This is a genomic window from Streptomyces clavifer (assembly GCF_036345975.1).
GTDB lineage: Bacteria > Actinomycetota > Actinomycetes > Streptomycetales > Streptomycetaceae > Streptomyces > Streptomyces clavifer.
Genome location: NZ_CP107793.1, coordinates 6,035,266 through 6,057,354, shown reverse-complemented (window position 1 = coordinate 6,057,354; position 22,089 = coordinate 6,035,266). Strand labels below are relative to the sequence as shown.

18 protein-coding genes are annotated in these 22,089 nt (G+C 72.5%); 13 read left to right on the top strand and 5 right to left on the bottom strand.

What is annotated here, in order from left to right; translation table 11 throughout:
- The first annotated feature begins 57 nt into the window (after window positions 1-57).
- The 4 genes from OG927_RS26290 (at window position 58) to OG927_RS26275 (ending at window position 4,185) form a co-directional block, all read left to right on the top strand.
- Window positions 58-810 carry a DUF4142 domain-containing protein gene (locus OG927_RS26290; RefSeq protein ID WP_199862765.1) on the top strand — a complete coding sequence of 251 codons (753 nt, stop codon included), beginning with the start codon at window positions 58-60 and terminating at the stop codon, window positions 808-810.
- 122 nt (window positions 811-932) lie between these two features.
- Window positions 933-2,225, top strand: coding sequence for a DUF692 domain-containing protein (locus OG927_RS26285; RefSeq protein ID WP_330320879.1), 1,293 nt, complete (start codon window positions 933-935; stop codon window positions 2,223-2,225).
- Between the two features lie 5 nt (window positions 2,226-2,230).
- Complete coding sequence (locus tag OG927_RS26280) at window positions 2,231-3,265, top strand: TIGR04222 domain-containing membrane protein (RefSeq protein WP_330320878.1); 1,035 nt, start codon at window positions 2,231-2,233, stop codon at window positions 3,263-3,265.
- 137 nt (window positions 3,266-3,402) lie between these two features.
- Window positions 3,403-4,185: a TIGR04222 domain-containing membrane protein gene (locus OG927_RS26275; protein WP_056791819.1), complete on the top strand. Its 783-nt coding sequence runs from the start codon at window positions 3,403-3,405 to the stop codon at window positions 4,183-4,185.
- Window positions 4,186-4,450: 265 nt separating this feature from the next.
- On the opposite strand, the gene hemQ is transcribed toward OG927_RS26275, so the two are convergent.
- Both hemQ and hemG read right to left on the bottom strand, forming a co-directional pair.
- Window positions 4,451-5,164, bottom strand: a complete 714-nt coding sequence (hemQ, locus tag OG927_RS26270) for a hydrogen peroxide-dependent heme synthase (RefSeq protein ID WP_056791817.1) — start codon at window positions 5,162-5,164, stop codon at window positions 4,451-4,453.
- Between the two features lie 4 nt (window positions 5,165-5,168).
- Window positions 5,169-6,680 (bottom strand): protoporphyrinogen oxidase, encoded by a 1,512-nt coding sequence (hemG, locus tag OG927_RS26265; protein WP_330320877.1) that lies wholly within the window; start codon window positions 6,678-6,680, stop codon window positions 5,169-5,171.
- Window positions 6,681-6,807: 127 nt separating this feature from the next.
- On the opposite strand from hemG, the gene OG927_RS26260 reads away from it, so the two are divergent.
- Both OG927_RS26260 and OG927_RS26255 read left to right on the top strand, forming a co-directional pair.
- On the top strand, window positions 6,808-7,824 hold the full coding sequence (locus OG927_RS26260) for a DUF4349 domain-containing protein (RefSeq protein WP_330320876.1): 1,017 nt from the start codon (window positions 6,808-6,810) through the stop codon (window positions 7,822-7,824).
- Between the two features lie 45 nt (window positions 7,825-7,869).
- Window positions 7,870-9,252: an FAD-dependent oxidoreductase gene (locus tag OG927_RS26255; RefSeq protein WP_209469482.1), complete on the top strand. Its 1,383-nt coding sequence runs from the start codon at window positions 7,870-7,872 to the stop codon at window positions 9,250-9,252.
- A gap of 101 nt (window positions 9,253-9,353) precedes the next feature.
- Here OG927_RS26255 and hemE read toward each other — a convergent pair whose 3' ends face one another.
- On the bottom strand, window positions 9,354-10,424 hold the full coding sequence (gene hemE / locus OG927_RS26250; protein ID WP_056792486.1) for a uroporphyrinogen decarboxylase: 1,071 nt from the start codon (window positions 10,422-10,424) through the stop codon (window positions 9,354-9,356).
- A gap of 92 nt (window positions 10,425-10,516) precedes the next feature.
- On the opposite strand from hemE, the gene OG927_RS26245 reads away from it, so the two are divergent.
- The 5 genes from OG927_RS26245 (at window position 10,517) to OG927_RS26225 (ending at window position 17,426) form a co-directional block, all read left to right on the top strand.
- Window positions 10,517-11,176 (top strand): DUF3000 domain-containing protein, encoded by a 660-nt coding sequence (locus OG927_RS26245; RefSeq protein ID WP_056791807.1) that lies wholly within the window; start codon window positions 10,517-10,519, stop codon window positions 11,174-11,176.
- A 221-nt stretch (window positions 11,177-11,397) separates the two neighbouring features.
- Window positions 11,398-12,060, top strand: coding sequence for a helix-turn-helix transcriptional regulator (locus OG927_RS26240; protein WP_056791805.1), 663 nt, complete (start codon window positions 11,398-11,400; stop codon window positions 12,058-12,060).
- A gap of 118 nt (window positions 12,061-12,178) precedes the next feature.
- Window positions 12,179-13,456 (top strand): HRDC domain-containing protein, encoded by a 1,278-nt coding sequence (locus OG927_RS26235; protein ID WP_124280794.1) that lies wholly within the window; start codon window positions 12,179-12,181, stop codon window positions 13,454-13,456.
- A gap of 620 nt (window positions 13,457-14,076) precedes the next feature.
- The gene (locus tag OG927_RS26230) at window positions 14,077-15,297 is read left to right on the top strand and encodes a thiolase family protein (protein WP_056791800.1); all 1,221 of its coding nucleotides are present in this window, start codon (window positions 14,077-14,079) and stop codon (window positions 15,295-15,297) included.
- Window positions 15,294-17,426 carry a 3-hydroxyacyl-CoA dehydrogenase NAD-binding domain-containing protein gene (locus OG927_RS26225; RefSeq protein ID WP_056791798.1) on the top strand — a complete coding sequence of 711 codons (2,133 nt, stop codon included), beginning with the start codon at window positions 15,294-15,296 and terminating at the stop codon, window positions 17,424-17,426. The genes OG927_RS26230 and OG927_RS26225 overlap by 4 nt, the downstream gene beginning before the upstream one ends.
- 162 nt (window positions 17,427-17,588) lie before the next feature.
- Here OG927_RS26225 and OG927_RS26220 read toward each other — a convergent pair whose 3' ends face one another.
- Window positions 17,589-18,713, bottom strand: a complete 1,125-nt coding sequence (locus OG927_RS26220) for a hypothetical protein (protein ID WP_330320875.1) — start codon at window positions 18,711-18,713, stop codon at window positions 17,589-17,591.
- 330 nt (window positions 18,714-19,043) lie between these two features.
- Here OG927_RS26220 and OG927_RS26215 point away from each other — a divergent pair, with 330 nt between their 5' ends.
- Window positions 19,044-20,144: an LCP family protein gene (locus tag OG927_RS26215; protein WP_209469484.1), complete on the top strand. Its 1,101-nt coding sequence runs from the start codon at window positions 19,044-19,046 to the stop codon at window positions 20,142-20,144.
- Window positions 20,145-20,164: 20 nt separating this feature from the next.
- Entirely contained in the window at window positions 20,165-20,593 is a 429-nt protein-coding gene (locus OG927_RS26210) for a PIN domain-containing protein (protein ID WP_056791793.1), read from the top strand.
- Here OG927_RS26210 and OG927_RS26205 read toward each other — a convergent pair.
- Window positions 20,587-22,053, bottom strand: coding sequence for an amino acid permease (locus OG927_RS26205; RefSeq protein WP_199862766.1), 1,467 nt, complete (start codon window positions 22,051-22,053; stop codon window positions 20,587-20,589). The two genes, OG927_RS26210 and OG927_RS26205, sit on opposite strands and share 7 nt — an antisense overlap.
- Window positions 22,054-22,089: the final 36 nt, after the last annotated feature.

Here is a 22,089-nt window from a genome sequence, read left to right as displayed (position 1 = left end):
CGAGTCAGTTGGCGGTTGATTCAGAGCTGTCACACATCGGCCCGGGAGACATACGTGTTGCGACGCATCAACGGAACGGCCCTCATCATCGCGGCACTGGTCGCCACGCTCGGCGCACTCGCCTATCCCGTGTGGTCCTACTCGGACCGCTCGGGCACCGGAGAGGCCAATCTGAACGCCTCCAGCGTCGCCACCCAGTGGGGCCCGCTCTCGGCGACGGACCGCGACTTCCTGGTCAAGGTGCGCCTCGCGGGGCTGTGGGAACTGCCCGCGGGGCAGCAGGCGATCGAGCGGGCACCGAGCGAGGCGATGAAGGCGGCGGGCGACCACCTGGTGGTCGGCCACACCGACCTGGACCGGCGGGCCAGGGACGTGGCCGCCAAGCTCGGGGTGGAGCTGCCGAACCAGCCGACGGAGGTGCAGCAGGGCTGGTTGCGCGAGCTCACGGCGGCGAGCGGCGAGGAGTACGAGCGCAAGTTCTCCAATCTGCTGCGGGCCGCGCACGGCAAGGTCTTCGCACTGATCGCCGAGGTCAGGCACACCACGCGCAACGCGCTCATCCGGCAGCTGGCCTCGGATGCCAACCAGACCGTCCTGGACCACATCACGATGCTGGAGCGCACCGGCTTCGTCGACTTCGACGGCCTGGCCCGTGAGGCGGCCGGCAGCTCGACGGCCAGCCCCTCGGGCCCGCCCATGTCCTCGGGCGGCAACGTCCCGCAGGTCCCGGTGCCGGTGACTCCGAGCGGCGACCAGTCGTTCACCTCACGCCCCGTGCCGCCCACGATGGAGCCCTTGCCACAGCCCTGATCACGGCATCGTGACGCCGGGAACCTCAGATCCAGCTCTGAACGTCCCCTGTTTCGGATTCACCACCGCCCGGCGGGGCCATCACCCCCGTACGAAGCGGCGGAGCCGATGAGGGGGACGGGATGAAGCTGGGAACGGGAATCGGCTGGCGGCCGGAGATCGAGGACGCCGTCGAGGCGCTGCCCGGGATCGACTGGGTCGAGGCGGTCGCGGAGAACATCTGCACCGACCACCTCCCCGCGTCGCTCGAACGGCTCAGGGAGCGCGGCGTCACCGTGGTCCCGCACGGCGTCTCGCTGGGCCTCGGCGGGGCCGACCGCCCCGACGCGGGCCGCCTCGCCGACCTGGCGGCGCGGGCCGTGCTGCTGGGGACACCGCTGGTGACGGAGCACATCGCGTTCGTACGGGCCGGGGGGCCGCTCACCGCGTCGCCGGGGCTGGAGGCGGGCCACCTGCTGCCCGTGCCCCGGACCTGGGACGCGCTGGAGGTGCTCTGCGAGAACGTCCGGATCGCGCAGGACGCGCTGCCCGTACCGCTGGCGCTGGAGAACATCGCCGCGCTGGTCTCCTGGCCCGGCGAGGAGCTGACCGAGGGGCAGTTCCTCGCGGAACTGGTCGAGCGGACGGGGGTCCGGCTGCTGATCGACGTGGCCAATCTGCACACCAACCACGTGAACCGGGGCGAGGACCCCGCGACGGCCCTCGACGAACTGCCGGTCGAGGCCATCGCGTACGTGCATGTGGCGGGCGGCGTCGAGAAGGACGGGGTCTGGCACGACACGCACGCCCACCCCGTGACCCGCCCCGTCCTGGACGTGCTGGCCGAGCTCCGCTCCCGGGTCGACCCCCCGGGCGTCCTGCTGGAGCGCGACGACGACTTCCCGCCGGCCGCCGAGCTGGCCGGCGAACTGACCGCGATCCGCGCCACCCTGGCCACAGCGGCCGGCACCCCGGCGCCCGCGCGGCGGCGGCCGGCCCGGCCGTCGGAGCCGGCCGGCCGGACCGCCGGTGCACGTCTGCGGGTCGGCACGGCCCAGGCCGCGCTGCTCTCCTCACTGGTCGCCGGCACGCCCGCCCCGGAGGGCTTCGACCACCGGCGGCTCGGGGTGCAGAGCCGCGCCCTGGCCGCGAAACGGGCCGATGTCGTCGCCAAGGTGGCCCCGGAGCTGCCGGAGATCCTCGGCGACGGCTACCGCACGGCGTTCCTCGGCTACGCCGGGTCCCGGCCCATGTCCGCCGGGTACCGCCGTGACGCCCTGGACTTCGCCGAACAGCTCCTCGTCGTCGGCCGTCCGGCCGACGACGCGGCCCGGCTGAGGCTGACCCACTGGTGGCAGGACCGGGCGGCTCCGCGTCCGCCGCGCCGGACCACCAGGATCGCCCGGGCGGCCCGTGCCGCCCTGATGGGAAGGTGACCCCGATGAACGCCCTCGCCCTTCTGATGACCCTCGCCGTGGCGGTCTCCTCGACGCTCCTGATCGTGGCGGCCCAGAGCGCCGGCCGTCGCGGCGGTGCCGACGGGTACGTGCACGACCGTTCCGAGGCGGCGTTCCTCAACGGCGGCCCTGCCCGGGTCGTGGACACCGCGCTCACCGCCCTGCACACGGACGGGCGCCTGGTCATCGGTGGCCCCGGCATCGTGGTCCTGCAGCGGGCCGAGGCCCGGGACCCGGTGGAGCGTGCCGTGCTCCAGGAGCTGGCCGCCGCCCCGAGCGGGGCCCTGCACACGCTCCGGCAGGCCGTGATGGTGCACCCGACGGTGCAGGAGATCGGTGACGGTCTCGCGGCCCGCGGCCTGATGGTCGCACCGGGCGAGAGCCGGAACCGCCGCCGGTGGGCGCTCGTCCAGGGCGTGGGGTGCACGGTGGCCCTCCCGGTCAGCCTGGTGCTGACCTTCGTCCAGTACGCCCTGCACGAGGGCTACGCGGACATGCCGTTCCCGTTCATCGTGAAGGTACTTCCGGCACTCGTGGCCGGGAGCATCGTGGGCTTCCTCACCGCCGCGTCGGCCAGGGCCCGGGTCACCGGGGCCGGGCGCCGGGCCGCCCACGGATACCGGGCCGCCCACGCCCATGTGGCGGACCCGGCCCACCTGGTGGCCACCGCGGGGCTGCGTGCACTCGTCGACCCCGAGCTCCGGGGGCAGTTGCTGGCAGCCGCACGTCATCCCTCCGCCCGGCTCCCCTCGCCGTCGCACTCCCCGTCGGCCGACTCGTACGCCGGCGGCGTGGTCCTGCCGGTGATGTGGTGCGCCGGTGCGGGCCCCGGGAACGGCAGTTGCGGGAGTTCCGACGGCGGCGGCGGCCACGGAACGGGCTCCTCCTGCAGTTCCGGATCGAGCTGCGGCGGGGGATCGGGCGGCGGGTCGAGCTGCGGGAGCAGCAGCGGGTCGAGCTGCGGCAGTAGCAGCGGGTCGAGCTGCGGGGGTGGTTCCAGCTGCGGCAGCAGCTCCTGAACGTACGGATCCGGGTCGCGGGCGGCGACAGCTGCCGAGCATGCGGATTCAGCCACCGATGACCGCGCGTGACCACACTTCGTCCATATCGTGAACAGACAGTGGCGCCCCCCACTCATCTCGCATACAAATCCGCCATGCTCTGGGTCGTGCTTCTTCTGGTCGCGTGGGGCGCCGCGGCCGTCTCCTGCATCCGTCTCTGCCTCGTCACCGCGGGCGCGGCCCGGTGGCCGGCCGAGGCCGCCCGCGAACCCGTGCTCCACGAACTCAACCTGTACGAGACGGCCTTCCTGGCCGGCGGCCCGCACCGGGTCGCCGACCTGGCGCTGCTCTCCATGCACCTGCGCCGCCGGCTGCTGCTCGCCCACACGGGCTGGGCGACGGTCGTCGACCCGGAGGGCCGGGACGAGGTCGAGCGCACCGTGATCCGAGCGATCGGCCCGGAGGGGCAGTCCCGCATAGCGCCGATCCGGGCGTCCGCGGCTGCGGCGGACGCCGTGCGCACCCTCGCCGACCGGCTCGTGGCCGCGGGCCTCGCCGTACCGCACGGCACCCGGACGACCCTGGCGTCGGCCGTGCGGGCGGTACGGGGCGCGGCCGTGCTCGTGGTGGCGCTGGCCGTCGCCGCCGTGCTGCTGCCGGGTCAGGACCCCGCGTACGCGGGGCCGGTGGTGGCCTGGTTCGGGCTGCCGCTGGTACTGACGCTGGGATGCCTGGCCATCGCGCGGGTGGAGGCCCATCCCTGCAGCCCCTGGGCCTCGCCGTCCGGGCAGCGGTGGCTGGACTCGCTCCCGGCGCCGGAACACGGCGCGGACCGCGACCTGCTGGCGGCGGTGGCCGTACGGGGCGTGGCGGCCGTGGAGGACCCGGAATTGCGGGCGGCCCTGCGCAGCGGTCGCTCGGCACTTTCGAGCCATTGACGGGCCGGGACGGCGAAAGGGCCGCCCCCTCGACGGGAGCGGCCCCGATGCGGTGCCTGTTCGGCCCGGGGCACATCGGCCGCACGCGGCGAGGAGCGAGGGCCTGCGGGGAGGAATGGCTGACTCCCCCGCAGACCACCGCAGTTCGCCGGCGCTGGGCCGATGTGCCCGGAGCCGGACCCGGTGTCGTTGGAACGACGGGCGGCGTCACACGCGCCGTAGCCCGCCAACTGATCTTCCGGGTCGGGGTGACCGGAAACGCTGGTTATGCGAGACCGGACACCAAGTCTGCGACGGACTTCCTGCGCCCCGTGTAGAACGGGACCTCTTCACGGACGTGCAGCCGTGCCTCGGAGGCCCGCAGGTGACGCATGAGGTCCACGATGCGGTACAGCTCGTCGGCCTCGAACGCCAGGACCCACTCGTAGTCGCCGAGCGAGAAGGAGGGCACGGTGTTGGCGCGCACGTCGGGGAAGCCGCGGGCCATCTTGCCGTGGTCCGCGAGCATACGGCGGCGGTCCTCGTCCGGGAGCAGGTACCAGTCGTAGCTGCGCACGAAGGGGTACACGCTGACGTAGCCGCGCGGCTCCTCGTCGGCCAGGAAGGCCGGCACGTGCGACTTGTTGAACTCGGCGGGGCGGTGCAGCGCCATGTTCGACCAGACCGGCTTCAGAGCGCGGCCCAGAGCGGTGCGCCGGAAGAGGTTGTACGCCTCCTGGAGGGCGTCGGAGGTCTCGGCGTGCCACCAGATCATCAGATCGGCGTCGGCCCGCAGACCGGACACGTCGTAGGTGCCGCGGACGACGACGTCCTTGGCCGCGAGCTGGTCGAAGAGCTCCTGGACCTCGTCGGCGTAACCGGCGCGGTCCGCGGGAAGCACATCTCGCAGCTTGAACACGGACCACAGGGTGTAGCGAATGACCTCGTTGAGGTCCTTGGCCTTCTTGCCTGCGTTCGGAAGCTTCTCTGGCGCACTCATACGGCTATTGTCCCGCCTCGCTCCGGGTGCCCTGAACCCGGGTCGGCGTGGCGATGATCTCCTCTGCGATCTTCCGCGCGTTCCCGCCCCCGTCCGCCCCCGTCAGGTCCCGGGTGATCTCGTCCGCGGCCCGTCGGGCGCTGGCGATGCAGGCGGGGATGCCGACCCCGTCGTACACCGCTCCGCAGACCCGGAGCCCCGGCAGCCTGGCGACCTCGTCACGGATCCGGGCGACCCGCGTCAGATGCCCCACGGGGTACTGCGGCAGGCCGCCGATCCACCGGGTCACCTCGGTGTCGACCGGCCGTGCCGCCAGCCCGGTGGCTGCGGCCAGGTCGCTCAGCGAGACGTCCACGAGCTCGGAGTCCTCGCGGTGCAGGTGCTCCTCCTCGCCGTACCGGCCGACGGAGGTGCGCAGCACGAAGAGGTCCGGGGCGGCGTCCGCGACCCACTGCCACTTGTGGCTGGAGAAGGTCGACGCCTTGATCGTGCGTCCGTCGACGGGCGGGACGAGGAAACCCGAACGGCCGTGCAGCGCCTGCGTCCCAGCGATGTCGGAACGCCGGAAGGCCAGGGTGACCAGGGCCATCGAGGCGTACTCCACGGCGGCCAGTTCCACGGAGGCGGCCGGGCTCTCGGCGGCGAGCAGCGTGGACGCCGACCAGGCCGGGGTGGCCAGGACGATGCCGTCGGCGTCGATCACCCGGGTGTCGGTGCGTACGTCCCAGCCCCGCACGGTCCGGGTCAGCCCGAGCACGGGGGTGGCCAGGAGGATCTCCGCTCCCCCGGCGCGCACGGCGTCGGCCACGGCGTCCGGCAGGGTGCCGATGCCGCCGTCGATGCCCTGGAACACCGGTCCGGTCTGCTGCCGGGCGGCGGCCCGCTCCTGGACGCGCCGGACGCCGTCGAGGAGCGAGCCGCCCTCCTTCACGGCCTCGAAGAGCTGCGGTACCGCTGCGCGCATCGAGATGCGGTAGGCGTCACCCGCGTACACCCCGCCGAGCAGCGGCTCCACGAGCCGGTCGACGACCTCGCGGCCGAGCCGGTCGGCGACGTACGCGCCGACCGCGACGTCGTCGCCGACGGCGGTCGGGGTGAGGTCGCGTTCCTGGGCGATCCGGGCCAGCCCTTCCGGGGAGAGCACACCGCTGAGCGCCGCCGGGTCGCCGGGCACACCCATCACGTGCCCCTTGGGCATGGGGCGCAGGGCGTCCCTGGTCCACACCGACGCGGTGGCGGTGGCGGGCGGCTGCAGCCGCCCGCCGAGGCCCACCGCGGTGGCCAGCTCCACCGCCTCGGGGCGGCGGGCGAGCATCGACTCGGCACCGAGGTCGACGCGGGTTCCCGCGATCTCGCCGGTCATCAGCTTGCCGCCGAGCCGCTCGGTCGCCTCGAGGACGGTGACCCGGAGACCGGTGGAGAGCAGCCGGTGGGCGGCGGCGAGTCCGGCGATGCCACCGCCGATGACGACGACGTGGCCCGTACGCGTGGTGTCGCGCTGAAGAGGAGACTGCATGGGTCCACTCTCTCAAACCCCCTTCCGAGTCCCGAACGTGACCGCTTCGAAACCCCTGGGGCGAAACCCGCACAGGGGCCCCGTGCGTCGAACCGGCATCAAGAGCAACGGCCCTGGGGGACTCGCTATGCAGATCGACCGCCACACCGACCGTCATCCACCCGTAGGCCCGCCCCTGCGCCCCGCGCACCGTTCTCGCGCGGTCCTGGCCGCCGGGCTGCTCGTCGTCCTGCTGGGCACCGGCGCCTGCGGTGCCTCGGACTCCTTCGACAGCTCGTCGAGCGAGAAGGGTGTCGCGGCCTCCGACCGACGGGGCCCGGCATCCGGCGCGGAGGGCGGCAGCGCGGAGTCGGACAGCAAGCCGGCCGCCGGCAAGTCCGCGGCCGGCTCCCCGGCCGCGCCGAAGCCGGGGGCCGCCGCGGTCCACGTCATCCGCACCGCGACCCTGGACGTCGAGGTCAGGAGCGTGCCGAAGGCGGTCGCCGCCGCCCGTGGCGCTGCGGAGAGGGCCGGCGGCCTCGTCTCGGAGGAGACCACGGAACGCGTCGACGACACCCATGAGATGTCGCATCTCGTGCTGCGCGTGCCCCAGGACCGGTACGACGCGGTGCTGCGCGAGCTCGCGGGGACCGGAAAACTGCAGTCCCGCACGTCGAACGCGAAGGACGTGACGGGTCAGGTCGTCGACGTGGAGAGCCGCATCGCCACCCAGCGGGCGAGTGTCGTCCGGGTCCGGGACCTGATGGACAAGGCGGAGAAACTCACCGATGTGGTGACGCTGGAAGGTGAACTGAGCAGGCGTCAGGCCGACCTGGAGTCGCTGCTCGCCCAGCAGGCGTCCCTGAAGGACCGCACCTCACTGGCGACGATCACGCTCGACCTCAGCGAGCCGTACGAGGACGGGGAGGAACCCGAGGACGAGGACACCGGGTTCCTGGACGCGCTGGCCGGCGGCTGGGACGCGTTCGTGACGATGCTCCGGTGGATCGCGGTGGCGATCGGTGCCGCGGCTCCCTTCCTGGCAACGGCGGTGGTGCTGCTGGCCCTCCGGCGTCTCCTGCGAGGCCGTCTGCAGCGACGTCACCGTCCGGCACCGCCCACCGCGGCCCCGGCACCGGCCCCGGAGGCCCCGCCCGCCCCGTGAGCGTCGTAGCGTGGTCTCCCTGACACTGCGGCGAAGGGACCCGGCATGGCGGCGGAACGACTGGTGGTCATCGGGGGCGACGCGGCGGGAATGTCCGCCGCGTCGCAGGCCCGCAGGCTCAAGGGGCCGGCCGAGCTGGAGATCGTCGCCTTCGAGCGCGGCCACTTCACCTCGTACTCCGCCTGCGGCATCCCGTACTGGGTGAGCGGCGACGTCGAGAAGCGCGACGACCTGATCGCCCGTACGCCCCAGGAGCACCGGGCCCGTTCCATCGACCTGCGCACCCGCACCGAGGTGACGGAGATCGATGTCGCCGGGCAGCGGGTGCGGGCGCTGGACCGGGACAGCGGCGAGACGTACTGGACTGGCTTCGACAAGCTGGTGATCGCCACGGGGGCCCGTCCGGTCCGGCCCGGACTGCCCGGGATGGACGCCCCCGGGGTGCACGGGGTGCAGACGCTGGGCGACGGCCAGGCACTCCTGGACTCGCTGGACCGGGCGGAGGGGCGCCGGGCGGTGGTGGTCGGCGCGGGCTACATCGGCGTCGAGATGGCCGAGGCGATGCTGAAGCGCGGCTTCGAGGTGACGGTCCTGAACCGCGGGGCCCAGCCCATGGCGACGCTCGACCCGGACATGGGCCGCCTCGTCCACGACGCGATGGACGGGCTGGGCATCACCACGGTGAACGGCGCCGCGGTCACCCGCATCCACACCGGCCCGGACGGCCGGGTCACCGGGGTCGCCACGGACGACGGGAGCCACCCGGCGGACGTGGTGGTGCTCGGTATCGGTGTCGAGCCGGAGACCGCCCTGGCCCGGGCGGCCGGCCTGCCGCTCGGCCCGCACGGCGGGCTGCTGACCGATCTGTCGATGCGGGTCGTGGGCCACGGCAACATCTGGGCGGGCGGCGACTGCGTCGAGGTCCTGGACCTCGTGGCGGGCCGCACCCGCCACATCGCGCTGGGCACCCACGCCAACAAGCACGGCCAGATCATCGGGGCCAACGTGGGCGGCGGCTACGGCACCTTCCCGGGCGTGGTCGGTACGGCGGTGAGCAAGGTCTGCGACCTGGAGATCGCCAGGACCGGGCTGCGCGAGAAGGACGCGCGGGCGGTCGGTCTGCGGTACGTCACGGCGACGATCGAGTCCACCGGACGGGCCGGCTACTACCCGGGAGCGCAGCCGATGACGGTGAAGATGATCGCCGAGTACCGCACGGGCCGGCTCCTCGGCGTGCAGATCGTGGGCCGCGACGGGGCGGCCAAGCGCGTGGACGTCGCGGCGGTGGCCCTCACCGCCGGGATGACGGTGGAGGCGATGACCGCGCTCGACCTCGGCTACGCCCCGCCGTTCTCCCCGGTCTGGGACCCGGTCCTGGTGGCGGCCCGCAAGACGGTGGCAGCGGTGCGGGAGGCGGGCACGGCCTGATCCGCGGACGGGCCCGGCCGCGGCCCCTCGTGGGCCGCCGTCGGTCCGGTGTGCGCCGGTGCCGCGCCCGGGTCGGGAACCCGCCGCGGCACCGCGCCCGCTCAGCGCGCCGTCTGCTCGTGGACGTACTCCACGAGCCGGGTCAGCGCGTCCGGGTCCGTCGTGGGCATGACCCCGTGGCCCAGGTTGAAGATGTGGCCCTCGAGACCGGCGGCCGCGTCCAGCACCTCGCGGGCCTTGGCCTCCACCGCCTCCGTGGGTGCGAACAGCACCGCCGGGTCGAGGTTGCCCTGGACCGCCTTGCCGGGGCCGACCCGGCGGGCGCCCTCGTCCATCGGGACCCGCCAGTCGACGCCGACGACGTCCGCGCCGGCCTCGCCCATGAGGCCGAGCAGCTCGCCGGTGCCGGTGCCGAAGTGGATGCGCGGGACGCCGTACGACGCGACGGCGTCGAACACCTTCACGGAGGCGGGCATCACGGAGCGGCGGTAGTCGGCGGGGGCCAGTGCGCCCACCCAGGAGTCGAAGAGCTGGACCGCCGAGGCGCCCGCCTCGATCTGGACCTTCAGGAACGCCCCGGTGATCGCCGCGAGCCGGTCGAGCAGGTCGGCCCAGAGCTCCGGGTCGCCGTACATCATGGCCTTCGTGCGCTCGTGGTTGCGGGACGGACCGCCCTCGACCAGGTAACTCGCGAGAGTGAACGGCGCCCCGGCGAAACCGATCAGCGGGGTGGCACCCAGCTCGGCGGTGAGCATGCCCATGGCCTCGGTGACGTACGGGACGTCCTCGGGCGTGAGGTCGCGCAGCCGGGCGAGGTCGGCGCGGGTGCGGATCGGCTCGGCGATCACCGGGCCGATGCCGGGCTTGATGTCGAGGTCGATACCGATGGCCTTGAGCGGCACGACGATGTCGCTGAAGTAGATCGCGGCGTCGACCTTGTGGCGGCGTACGGGCTGCAGGGTGATCTCGGTGACGAGCTCCGGCATCATGCAGGAGTCGAGCATCGCGATGCCTTCGCGGACCTTCAGGTACTCGGGGAGTGAGCGCCCCGCCTGACGCATGAACCACACCGGGGTGTGCGGCACGGGCTCACGCCGGCACGCCTTGAGGAAGGCCGACTCGTGGGGGGCGGATGTCGTCTGCAGGCCCGAGGGGCTGTCGTTGGCACTCACACACGGAATCTTCGCACGCATGCGGAACGAGCCGGACCCCGCCTGGGTGTCCCTCCCTGCGCGAGGCTCCGGTTCCGCCTACTCTTCCCGGCATGGCTCCGGCTCAGGGACAATTCTCCGATCACTCCGATGGCGCCGACACCGAAGGGGGCGGTGGGGACGATCCGGTCCCGCCCGCCTTCCGGTCGGCGGTCGACGCGCTGCGCTCCGCCCACCTGCGCCCCGAACTGGAGGTCGAGTCCACACGGCCGCCCCAGCGTCTCGCTCCGCACGCGTACGCCCTGGAGGCCGCGGTCGTGGACGGCGAGGAGGACCTCGCCGACGGCCGCCTCGTGCTCCTGCACGACCCGTCCGGGCACGAGGCCTGGCAGGGCAGCTTCCGCCTCGTGACGCTGGTCCGGGCCGAACTGGAACCGGAGATGGCGGCCGACCCGCTGCTGCCCGAGGTGTGCTGGTCCTGGCTGACGGGCGCGCTGGACGCGCGGGGACTGTCGTACGGGGAGGCGGGCGGCACGGTGACGCGCGCCGGGTCGCACTACTTCGGCGCGCTGGCCGAGCGGCGTCCGGCGACGCAGATCGAGATCCGGGCCTCCTGGACGCCGCGCGAGGGGCGCGGAGGAGCGCCGGACACGGCGGCGCACCTGGCGGCGTGGGGCGACCTGCTCTGCCAGCTCGCCGGTCTGCCGCCGTCGGACACGGCCGACGCGGCGGTCGTGTCACTGCCCCAGCGGCGCGGCCCCCAGAAGCCCTGACGCTGCGTCACCTTCGGGAGAGAGCCGGTCGCACACGCACCGGCTCTCTTTTCGTACAATCGATCGCGCGTCCTATTTGCCCGAATTGTTACTCACTAAATCGTGATCTTCCCCTAAAGGAGGACGCGCCTGCTGCCGAAGAGGTCAATGACCCTTCAAGCACGGTTCGCCCCGGCTTCATCCCCGAGCCGGCCCGTACCGCCACTCCCCCAGGAGGCCTGGTGTCCGTTCTCCTCGAGCAGCCCGCAAGCCTGGTCGCCTACCGCCCGAACAAGCCGACGGCCATGGTCGTCGTGGCCGACCCGCGCGTCCGTTCCACCGTCACCCGCCATCTGTGGGCACTCGGAGTTCGTGACGTCATCGAGGCGTCGTCCATCGCGGAGGCCCGTCCCCGCGTCGGCAACCCGCGCGACATCTGCGTAGCCGACGTCCACCTGCCCGACGGTTCCGGGCTGACCCTTCTGTCCGAGACCCGAGCCGCCGGCTGGCCGAACGGCCTCGCCCTCTCCGCCGCCGATGACATCGGCGCGGTTCGCAACGCCCTCGCGGGCGGCGTGAAGGGCTATGTGGTCACCGGCACCCGTACCAACATCGGCCACCCCTCCCGCCCCGGCGTCGCCCCCATCGGCGCCAACGCGGCCCGTATGCACCGCAGGCCTCCCGGTTCCCCGAGCCACCCGGGCGGCTACCGCGAACTGTCCGGCCGTGAGGTGGAGGTGCTCCGCCTGGTCGCCGAAGGCCAGTCCAACAAGGCCATCGGCGTCTCGATGGGCCTCTCCGCACTCACCGTCAAGAGCCACCTCGCCCGCATCGCCCGCAAGCTCGGCACCGGAGACCGCGCCGGCATGGTCGCCGTGGCCCTGCGGACGGGCATCATCCACTGACCGCCACTCCCCCGCCGGTACGTGCAGCGATGCGTACCCGGCCGGTTTACGTGCATCGGCACCCGTCGACGGAACGTTCCGTCGACGGGTGCCGCACATACACAGATACCCTTGGCATGTGACCGACGCCCAAGAGACCGCAGCAGACACCTCACTGCGAACCACCGGGGGCGCTCCCCCGGACGACGTCGCCCCGGCGCCGATCCCCTTGCTCGAACCGCGCGAGGGCATTCCCCCGGTGGTGGCGACCGACGACGCGCTGGCCCAGGTGATCGCGGCCTTCGCCGCGGGCACCGGCCCCGTCGCCGTCGACGCCGAGCGCGCGTCCGGCTATCGCTACGGGCAGCGCGCCTACCTCGTGCAGCTGCGCCGCGAGGGCGCGGGCAGTGCACTGATCGACCCGGTCGGCTGCCCGGACCTCTCGGGACTGGGCGAGGCCCTCACCGGCAGCGAGTGGATCCTGCACGCCGCCACCCAGGACCTGCCCTGTCTGCGCGACATAGGCATGATCCCGACCTCGCTCTTCGACACGGAGCTCGCCGGACGGCTGGCGGGATTCCCGCGGGTCGGCCTCGGCGCCATAGTGGAGAACGTCCTCGGATACGCCCTGGAGAAGGGCCATTCCGCAGTCGACTGGTCCACCCGTCCGCTCCCCGAGCCCTGGCTGCGCTACGCCGCGCTCGACGTCGAACTGCTGGTCGACCTGCGCAACGCCCTGGAGGAGGAGCTCGACCGGCAGGGCAAGCTGGAGTGGGCTCTGGAGGAGTTCGACGCGATCGCCTCGGCACCGCCCGCCCCTCCGCGCAAGGACCCCTGGCGCCGCACATCGGGCATGCACAAGGTGCGCCGCCGCCGTCAGATCGCTGTCGTGCGGGAGCTGTGGACCGCCCGCGACCAGGTCGCACAGCGCCGTGACATCTCGCCCGGCAAGGTGCTCGGCGACGCCGCGATCATCGAGGCCGCCCTGGCCCTCCCGGTGAACGTGCAGGCCCTCACCGCGCTGCCCGGCTTCGGCCACCGGATGGGGCGCCGTCAGCTGGAGCAGTGGCAGGCGGCCGTCGACCGGGCCAAGGAGCTTCCCGAATCGGAGCTCCCGCAGCCGGGGCAGCAGCCCGCCGGACCGCCTCCGCCGCGCTCGTGGGCGGACAAGGACCCGGCCGCCGCGGCCCGCCTGTCGGCGGCCCGTACCGCGGTGTCGGAGCTCGCGGAGAGGCTGCGCATGCCTCAGGAGAACCTGATCACCCCGGACACCGTGCGCCGGCTCTGCTGGGAGCCGCCGCGGATCCTGACGCCGGACGGGGTCGAGAGCGCGCTCGCCGGATACGGCGCCCGCCGCTGGCAGATCGAGCAGGTCGGCCCGCTGCTCCTGCGGGCCCTGGACACCACCGGCGCCTGACCGCACGCGGATGCCGGGAGCGGTGGCCGGTACGGGCCTCCCGTGCCCTGCGGAGGATCCGCGACCGGAGCGGCACCCCGTGTCCGCCGGTCCGGCGCGGCGCGCGGCGCCTCCAAGCGGGTGAGGACGGAGCAGTGCCGGCGCCACCCCCGAGGCGGACGGTCCGGAGGTCTCCCCACTCGACGACGGTTGGTCCGTCCGTCGGCGAGGAGCGAAATCGCGCCAGGTTGTGCGCACTGCCGCCGCCCGCGGACGGGGGCGGCGGGCGACCGTCCGCACGGCTCTCGCGGCTGTCGCCCAGGTCCCCGGAGACGGACGTCCGCTGTCCGTCGACGCGGCGCCCGTGGCCCCCGTCGCCGCGCGCGAGCGCGGTCCGGCACCGCGGGGCGGCCGAAAGCGGGGCGGCGCCGGTTCACCGACGAGGTGGTCCGGTCCGCGCACCCGATCGCCGCGGACAGGGTGCGGGACGGGCCCGTGCGGGCAGTCTGTGACGTGTGACCTTCGCCGCTCCGCCCACAGGGGGTGGGCAGTCTGGTTACCCGCAAGTAGCATGTGGGGGGCGGCGCGCTCCCGGGCGCGCCCCGCAGCAGTGCCATCCCGCACCCTGGAGGAGAGCCACCGTGCCTCGTACCATCCGGGACGTCGTCTTCGTCGACGGCGTCCGCACCCCGTTCGGCAAAGCGGGCCCGAAGGGCATCTACCACGAGACCCGCGCCGACGATCTCGTCGTGAAGGCCATCCGGGAGCTGCTGCGCCGCAACCCGGACCTGGACCCCGCCAAGATCGACGAGGTCGCCATCGCCGCGACCACGCAGATCGGCGACCAGGGCCTCACGCTCGGCCGCACCGCCGGAATCCTGGCCGGTCTGCCGCAGTCGGTCCCCGGCTACTCCATCGACCGCATGTGCGCGGGCGCCCTGACCGCCGTCACGGCGACGGCCGGCTCCATCGCGTTCGGCGCGTACGACGTCGTCGTCGCCGGTGGTGTCGAGCACATGGGCCGCCACCCGATGGGCGAGGGCGTGGACCCGAACCCGCGCTTCGTGTCGGAGAAGCTGGTCGACGAGTCCGCCCTGTTCATGGGCATGACCGCGGAGAACCTGCACGACAGGTACCCCACGATCACCAAGCAGCGCGCCGACGAGTACGCGGTGCGTTCGCAGGAGAAAGCCGCGAAGGCGTACGCCAACGGCAAGATCCAGCAGGACCTGGTGCCGGTCTCCGTGCGCCGCACCAACGCGGAGGCCGGGGAGACGGGCTGGGGCCTGGTCACCGCCGACGAGCCGATGCGTCCGGGCACCACGATGGAGTCCCTGGCCGGTCTGAAGACCCCGTTCCGCGCCCACGGCCGCGTGACGGCCGGTAACGCGGCGGGTCTCAACGACGGCGCCACCGCCTCGCTGCTCGCCGCCGAGGACGTCGCCCGCGAGCTGGGCCTCCCGGTCAAGATGCGCCTCGTGTCGTACGCCTTCGCGGGCGTCGAGCCGGAGGTCATGGGCTACGGCCCGATCCCGGCGACGGAGAAGGCCCTGTCCAAGGCCGGCCTCTCCATCTCCGACATCGGTCTCTTCGAGATCAACGAGGCCTTCGCCGTGCAGGTGCTCGCCTTCCTGGAGCACTACGGCATCGCCGACGACGACGCGCGCGTCAACCAGTACGGCGGCGCGATCGCCTACGGCCACCCGCTGGCCTCCTCCGGCGTCCGCCTGATGACTCAGCTGGCCCGCCAGTTCGAGGAGCAGCCGGAGGTCCGCTACGGCCTGACGACGATGTGCGTCGGCTTCGGCATGGGCGCCACGGTCGTCTGGGAGAACCCGAATTTCGACGGAGGCAACAAGTGAGCACCACCACCACTGAGCTTCTGAAGGGTGCGGCCGAGCTGTTCCCCGGCGAGGTCGTCACGCAGGCGCACGTACGCCACCTCGACCTTCCCGGCGGTGCGGGGCGGTTCGCCCTCATCACGCTGGACAACGGCCTCGACCACACCAAGCCGACCACCGTCGGACCGCAGTCGCTGGCGAATCTGAACGCCGCCGTCGACCAGGTCGAGAAGGAGGCCGCCGAGGGCGCGATCTCCGGTGTCGGGATCACCGGCAAGCCGTTCATCTTCGCGGTCGGCGCCGACCTCAAGGGCGTCGAGCTGCTGAAGAAGCACGAGGACGCGCTGGCCATCGGCAAGGGCGGCCACGACGTCTTCCGCCGTCTGTCCGGCCTCGCGGTCCCCACGTTCGCGTACTACAACGGCGCGGCCATGGGCGGCGGTGTCGAGATCGGTCTGCACTGCTCGTACCGCACCGTCTCCACGGCGATCCCCGCGTTCTCGCTGCCCGAGGTCTTCCTCGGCCTGGTCCCGGGCTGGGGCGGCTGTGCGCTGCTCCCCAACCTGATCGGTGCCGACCGCGCCGTCTCGGTGATCATCGAGAACTCGCTGAACCAGAACCGCCAGCTCAAGGGCAAGCAGGTCTTCGAGCTCGGGATCGCCGACGCGATCTTCGAGGGCGCGGACTTCCTGGAGCAGTCCCTGATCTGGACCGCGGCCGTCCTCAAGGGCGAGATCGCGGTGGAGCGCCCCCAGGTCGACCGCGGTGACGCCTGGGACCAGGCCGTCGCCCGCGGCAGGGCCGTCGCCGACTCCAAGGTGCACGGCGCGGCCCCGGCCGCGTACCGCGCGCTGCAGATCATCGCCGCGGCCAAGGACGGCGACCTGAGCGCCGGCTTCGACGCCGAGGACCAGGCGCTCGCGGACCTGATCATGGGGGGCGAGCTGCGCTCCGGGATCTACTCCTTCAACCTGGTCCAGAAGCGCGCCAAGCGCCCGGCCGGTGCCCCGGACAAGGCCCTGGCCCGCCCGGTGACCAAGGTCGGCGTGGTGGGTGCGGGCCTGATGGCCTCGCAGCTCGCCCTGCTGTTCCTGCGCCGCCTGGAGGTCCCGGTCGTCCTCACGGACATCGACCAGGAGCGCGTCGACAAGGGTGTGGGCTACGTCCGGGCCGAGATCGACAAGCTGCTCGGCAAGGGCCGGATCAACCAGGACAAGGCCAACCGCCTCAAGGCCCTGGTCTCCGGTGTGCTGGACAAGGCGGAGGGCTTCTCCGACGCCGACTTCATCATCGAGGCCGTCTTCGAGGAGATCGGCGTCAAGCAGCAGGTGTTCGCGGAGGTCGAGGCGGTCGCCCCGGCGCACGCGATCCTCGCCACCAACACCTCGTCCCTCTCGGTCACCGAGATGGCGTCGAAGCTGAAGAACCCGGAGCGGGTCGTCGGCTTCCACTTCTTCAACCCGGTCGCGATCCTCCCGCTCCTGGAGATCGTCCGCGGCGAGCAGACCGACGACGCCTCGCTGGCCACGGCCTTCGGTGTCGCCCGCAAGCTGAAGAAGACCGCGGTCCTGGTGAAGGACGCCCCGGCGTTCGTCGTCAACCGCATCCTCACCCGCTTCATGGGCGAGATCCAGAACATCATCGACGAGGGCACCCCGGTCGGGACGGCGGAGAAGGCCATCGAGCCCCTCGGCCTGCCGATGTCCCCGCTGGTGCTCCTGGAACTGGTCGGCCCGGCGATCGGTCTGCACGTCTCCGAGACCCTGAACCGCGCCTTCCCGGACCGCTTCACCGTCTCCGAGAACCTCGCGGCCGTCGTCAAGGCCGGCAAGCGCGGCTTCTACGTCTACGACTCCGGCAAGCCGGAGCTGGACCCGGAGGTCGCCGCGCTCCTCAAGCAGGGCGACACCGTCCTGACCGAGGAGCAGGTCCGCGACCGCGTCCTGGACGCGGTGGCGCAGGAGATCGGCCTGATGCTGGACGAGGGCGTCGTCGCCGAGGCCCAGGACATCGACCTCTGCCTGATCACCGGCGCGGGATGGCCCTTCCACCTGGGCGGCATCACGCCGTACCTGGACCGCGAGGGCGTCTCCGAGCGCGTCAACGGGAAGCGTTTCCTGGCGCAGGGCGTGGCGAGCGTCCCGGCGTAGTACCTGCCGACGCGCGTGGAGGGGTACGGACCGGACAGCGGTCCGTACCCCTTCGTCGTGTCCGGGTCGCGTGTCCGGGTCGCCCGGACCCGGCGCGGTGGTGACGGCATGTCGGACCGGACACGGGGGGCCACGGTGCCCTCGCCGGTGTCCCCTCCTGTCTCAGACCTGCGCCGAGGGGCCCAGGGCCAGACCGGGCTCACCGTTCTGGCGTGCGATGCGCAGCGCCCCGTCCGTCCCGATGAGCGCGAGCACCACCCGTCCGGCTGCGTCGCACGCGAGCGCCGGGCCGCCCGTGCAGTGATCGCCCGTGGGCGACCACCACACGCCGTCGGCCTCGTTCTCCGTACCGCAGGCGGTGAGCATGACCCGGCCGTCGGGCGTGCCGTGGGCGAGCACCGTGCAGTCGTAGCCGTCGAGCGCGGTCCGCAGCGCGGCGACCGGGCCCGTGCACGGGGCGCCGCCCAGCGGGATGGGCGGGGTACCGGGGCGGTGCGCGGTGACGCCTCCGTGCGAGCCGTCCGCCCAGTAGTACGTGATCCTGTCCCGTGCGGTCTCCAGGGCGACGGCGCTGCCGGGAGCGTGTGCGTGGGGGATGTCCTGATCCCGCTGATAGGCGCCGTCGGGCTCGTGCCGGCTCAGTCGCAGCGTCACGTCCGTCCCCGGGGCCAGCACCTCCACCCGGCCGGACACGGTGGTCACCGTCGCGGTACCGTCCTGGGCCCGCCGGACCTTCGAATCGTGCCAGGCCTCCCACTTGCCGCCCGTCTTCTCGCACCTGAGGAGCAGGTCGCCGTCGGCGTTCCGCACGAAGACGTGCACCGTCCCCTGCCCGCTCACCGCCGCGGCCGGTACGCCGAGGAGGGCCGCCTTCGGCCGCTCGCTGTGCGGGTTGCCCAGGGTGCGCCACTGGGTGACGGGGCGTCCCGTCTGGAACTGCGTGGCGCTCATCAGGTCGACGACCGGCGGGCCTTCGTCCTTGTGCACGGCGCGACGGCCCACGAAGTGCACGAAACCATCGGGCCCCTGAGCCACCGACAGGGAGTTCAGGCCCGGCACGGGAACGAGTTCGGGGCCCGCCCACGCGGTGCCTCCGGGGCGCTCCTGCGTCCAGCGGAGCATTCCTCCGTCGCCCAGGGCGTACGCGCTGAGCCGGCCGTCCTTGCCCAGGACGAGCCAGCGGCCGCCCGCCGCCTCTCGCGCCACGTGATGCGCGCGGGTGCCGGGGCTTCCGGCCCCGAGGGCCGGGGCCCTCCCCTGGGCGGCGCGCCTGGATCCGACCGGCATGGCGTGAGGTTGTCCTTTCCCCGGGCTTCCCGGCCCCGCCGGGGACGCCCTGCGTCCCGCCGCGCGGCAGACCGAACACGCCCATCATAGGATCCCCGCCCGCCTCCGGACCGGCGCGCCCTGCCTGGCTGTGCGCCCGCCGGAGGCGACGGCTCCCCTCACCTGATGCCGAGCGGTCCGGGAGACCGCGCCGAAGGGTGCGTGAACACGTGTACGAGATTCGAAAATGGGTCTAGAGTCCACACACAGCCTCCCCCACCTGAGTGGACCGGCCCCACCCGAGTCCCGGACTTGCCCCACCACCTCGGGGCAGCGAGACCAAGGGACCCGATGAGCCAGGACGCCATCCCACCGGGCCGGCCCGCAGCACCGCCGGCAGAGCCGTCGAGCCGGAGACGGAAGAAGGAACGCGGGCGCCGCCGCGGCCTCAAGATCACGCTCGGGGTGCTCATCGCCCTCCTGCTCGCCGGCAGCGGCAGCGTGTACTGGATGTACAGCAGCCTCGACAGCAACATCAAGGGTGTCGACATCGACAGGGCGCTCGGTGAGGACCGTCCCGAGAAGCTGCCCACCGCCGGCCAGAACCTCCTCGTCCTCGGGTCCGACTCCCGCGCGGGAGCGGAGAACAAGGAGCTGGGCGGCGGCGGCGACGTCGGCGGGGCGCGCTCCGACACCGCGTTGGTGGTGCACATACCCGACGGACGGACCGAGGCCGTCGCCGTGTCCATTCCGCGGGACACCCTGGTGACCCGGCCGGAGTGCACGAAGGCCGACGGCACGAAGGTGCCGTCGGCGGAACGCAGGATGTTCAACTCCGTGTACTCCGAGATCGGCCCGGCCTGTGTGGTCAAGACCGTGGAGAAGATGTCCGGCGTCCGCATCGACCACTACATGGAGATCAACTTCGCCGGGTTCAAGGATCTCGTCGACGCCATAGGCGGCGTCACCATCGAGGTCGACGAGCCGATCCACGACAAGGCCTCGGGGCTCGACCTGGCCGCCGGTTCGCACAAGCTCGACGGCACCGAGTCCCTCGCCTACGTCCGGACCCGGCACGGTGTCGGTGACGGCAGCGACCTGGGGCGGATCGGTCTGCAGCAGCAGTTCCTGTTCGCCCTGCTGACCGAGGTCAAGTCGAAGGATCTGCTGGGCAGTCCGGCGACGGCCTACAGGATCGCCGGCTCGGCGACCAAGTCGCTCACCACGGACGAGGGCCTGGCCTCGCTGTCCTCGCTCACCGAGTTCGCCCGCTCGATGAACGGTGTCGACCCCTCCTCCATGGAGACGGTCATGCTCCCGGTGGCGTACGACACACAGGACCCGAACCGCGTGGTGGCGGCGGAGCCGCAGGCCGGTGACCTCTGGAAGGCGATCCGCACGGACGCGACGATCCCGGAGTCGGCGAAGAAGTCCCCCGCGACCGGCGGCTGAGCGCGTGTCACTCTGACGGCATGACGAACGGACACGCCCTGGTGATCGTCGACGCCGCCAATGTGGTGGGGTCGGTGCCGGACGGCTGGTGGCGGGACCGGCGCGGTGCGGCGGAGCGGCTGCGGGACTCGCTGGTGCCGTACGCCGCCGACGGCCTGCCCGGGCACCCGGGCCCCGTCGAGCTCGTCCTGGTCGTCGAGGGCGCGGCCCGGGGCGTGGCGTCCGTCCCGGGCGTACGGGTGGAGGCCGCGACCGGCTCGGGCGACGACCGGATCGTCGAGCTGGTCGCCGGCTGGGCCTCCGGGCCGGCCGCGGAGCGCGACTGCCTCGTCGTCACGGCGGACCGGGGGCTGCGGCAGCGGGCGGAGGCTCACGGGGCGCGGTGCGCGGGCCCGCGCACGGTACGCCCGCTGCCGCCCCCACCGGAGCGGGACCGCTTCCGTCACTGAGCCGTCGTCGCCATGCGGCTGTGCCTGCGTCCGTACACGAAGTAGATGATCACGCCGATCACCATCCAGATCCCGAACCGCAGCCAGGTCTCCGCCGGCAGGTTCAGCATCAGCCAGACCGAGGCGGCCACCGAGACGATCGGGAGCAGCGGCACCCACGGTGTGCGGAAGGCGCGGTGCAGGTCGGGGCGGGTGCGGCGCAGGACGATGACGCCGAGGGCGACGACCACGAAGGCGAACAGCGTGCCGATGTTCACCAGGGTGGCCAGCTCGTTGATGCTCGTGAAGCCGGCCACGATCGCGATGACCCCGCCGAGCAGGATGGTCGGCCGGTACGGGGTACCGAACCGCGGATGCGTGACCGAGAAGAACCGCGGGAGCAGGCCGTCGCGGCTCATCGCGAAGAACACGCGGGTCTGTCCGAGGAGCAGGATCATGCAGACCGTGGTGAGGCCGACCGCCGCGCCGAAGCTGATGACTCCCGCGTAGAAGGGGTGCCCGACCGCCTTGAAGGCGTCGGCCAGCGGGGCGCTGACCGAGAGCTCCGAGTAGTTCTGCATGCCGGTGACCACGATCGACACGGCGACGTAGAGCAGGGTGCAGATGAGGAGCGAGGCCAGGATGCCGCGCGGCATGTCCCGCTGCGGGATCTTCGTCTCCTCGGCCGCGGTGGCCACGACGTCGAAGCCGATGAAGGCGAAGAAGACGACGGAGGCGGCGGTGAAGATGCCCATGACGCCGAAGTTCGTCGGTTCGTAGCCGAAGATCAGCTGCACCAGCGGGGCGTCGAGGCCCGAACCGCCTTCCTGGGGTTCGGCCTCGGGGATGAACGGCGAGTAGTTGGACGCCTTGATGAAGAACAGGCCGGCGACGATGACGATCCCGACGACCGCCAGCTTGATGGCGACCACGACCGTGGTCACCCGCGCGGAGAGCTTCATCCCGAGCACCAGGATGACGGTCAGGACCAGCACCAGGGCGAAGGCCAGGATGTCGAAGCCGAATCCGCTGGCCACGTCCGGGCCGGAGAGCCCCTCGGGCATCGTCCAGCCCACGTTGTCCATGAGCGAGCGCACGTAGCCGGACCAGCCGACGGCCACCACCGCCGTACCCAGCGCGAACTCCAGCACCAGGTCCCAGCCGATGATCCAGGCGACCAGCTCGCCCAGGGAGGCGTACGAGAAGGTGTACGCCGATCCCGCCACGGGGACGGTGGAGGCGAATTCGGCGTAGCAGAGGGCAGCGAGGGCGCAGACGACGCCGGCGACCACGAAGGCGAGGGCCGTGGCGGGGCCCGCGGTCTCCTTGGCGACCTTGCCCGTGAGGACGAAGATGCCGGTGCCGATGATGACGCCCACTCCGAAGACCGTGAGGTCCAGCGCGGAGAGGGACTTCTTGAGCGAGTGTTCCGGCTCCTCCGTGTCCCTGATCGACTGTTCGACCGTCTTCGTCCGAAACAGTGTGTTCACCGGTCTGCCTCCGTGATGTCCGTCGCC

Bases quoted from the DNA above. Each gene is read 5' to 3' on its own strand.
- OG927_RS26255 (WP_209469482.1), top strand. From the start codon at position 7,870: ATGGCGGCGGAACGACTGGTGGTCATCGGGGGCGACGCGGCGGGAATG.
- hemG (WP_330320877.1), bottom strand. From the start codon at position 6,680: ATGCAGTCTCCTCTTCAGCGCGACACCACGCGTACGGGCCACGTCGTC.
- OG927_RS26245 (WP_056791807.1), top strand. From the start codon at position 10,517: ATGGCTCCGGCTCAGGGACAATTCTCCGATCACTCCGATGGCGCCGAC.
- OG927_RS26210 (WP_056791793.1), top strand. From the start codon at position 20,165: ATGACGAACGGACACGCCCTGGTGATCGTCGACGCCGCCAATGTGGTG.
- OG927_RS26285 (WP_330320879.1), top strand. From the start codon at position 933: ATGAAGCTGGGAACGGGAATCGGCTGGCGGCCGGAGATCGAGGACGCC.
- OG927_RS26275 (WP_056791819.1), top strand. From the start codon at position 3,403: ATGCTCTGGGTCGTGCTTCTTCTGGTCGCGTGGGGCGCCGCGGCCGTC.
- OG927_RS26215 (WP_209469484.1), top strand. From the start codon at position 19,044: ATGAGCCAGGACGCCATCCCACCGGGCCGGCCCGCAGCACCGCCGGCA.
- OG927_RS26280 (WP_330320878.1), top strand. From the start codon at position 2,231: ATGAACGCCCTCGCCCTTCTGATGACCCTCGCCGTGGCGGTCTCCTCG.
- hemQ (WP_056791817.1), bottom strand. From the start codon at position 5,164: ATGAGTGCGCCAGAGAAGCTTCCGAACGCAGGCAAGAAGGCCAAGGAC.
- OG927_RS26220 (WP_330320875.1), bottom strand. From the start codon at position 18,713: ATGCCGGTCGGATCCAGGCGCGCCGCCCAGGGGAGGGCCCCGGCCCTC.
- OG927_RS26260 (WP_330320876.1), top strand. From the start codon at position 6,808: ATGCAGATCGACCGCCACACCGACCGTCATCCACCCGTAGGCCCGCCC.